The organism is Arthrobacter sp. AZCC_0090 (assembly GCF_014207375.1).
Lineage (GTDB): Bacteria > Actinomycetota > Actinomycetes > Actinomycetales > Micrococcaceae > Arthrobacter.
The window spans coordinates 1-751 of sequence record NZ_JACHEE010000024.1; the positions used below are offsets into that span (position 1 = coordinate 1).

1 protein-coding gene is annotated in these 751 nt (G+C 63.4%); it reads right to left on the bottom strand.

Features of this window, described 5'->3' with window-relative positions; all coding sequences use genetic code 11:
* Nucleotides 1-492: 492 nt before the first annotated feature.
* Nucleotides 493-751: hypothetical protein (locus tag HNP00_RS22675; protein WP_184741977.1), on the bottom strand; the 259-nt coding region annotated here is incomplete at its 5' end.

Consider the following 751-nt stretch of genomic DNA (forward strand, 5'->3'; position numbering starts at 1 on the left):
CCATCACCTATACGCCCCTTTCCCCCAACCCCCGCTCACCTATACGCCACTTCCGTCAAACCCTCCATCACAAATAAGCCGTTGTGACCGGACCCCCGCTCACCTATGCACCAGCCCCCCGCACCCCGGAACTGCAGGACCGTCCCGCCGCGACCGGCGATAAGTGAGCCGGCGTCCCGCCGGAAGGCCCCAGACGTGAGCGAGCCCCTCCCGCCGGAAGGCCCCATACGTGAGGGGGCGTCCCGCCGGAAGGCCCCGGGAACTGCAGGAAGCGTCAAGAATTTAACCTTGAACCTGGCTTTGAGAGCCGGCCGCGAGACTGCCGGGCGGGCTGGAAGTTGTGATGCTTCCCACGGGGAGCTGAATAGGCGGTCCTCGAATGCGTTCGTGGATGGCTGGTCACCTAGAATTACATAAGAGATACGAGCCGGATCCCGGCGGCGTGAGAACAAAATAAGGATAAGAGCGGCTGCGCATGCGCCAGTGGTCAGCTCACAACAGGAGGAATCCATCATGGCTGAGCACAACGGCGGCAACCGCGGCAACTTCGGCGGTGGCCGAGGCGATCGTGGCTCGTTCCGCGCCAACAACAATTCCGGGGGCGACCCGCGAGGATTCCGTTCCAGGGACAACCGTGAAGGCAACACTGGCGGTGACCGCGATCGTAAGCCGTTTGGTGATCGTCCGCGTCGTGATGGGGATGCGCGTCCGAGTTTTGGTGATCGTCCGCGTCGTGATGGGGATGCGCGTC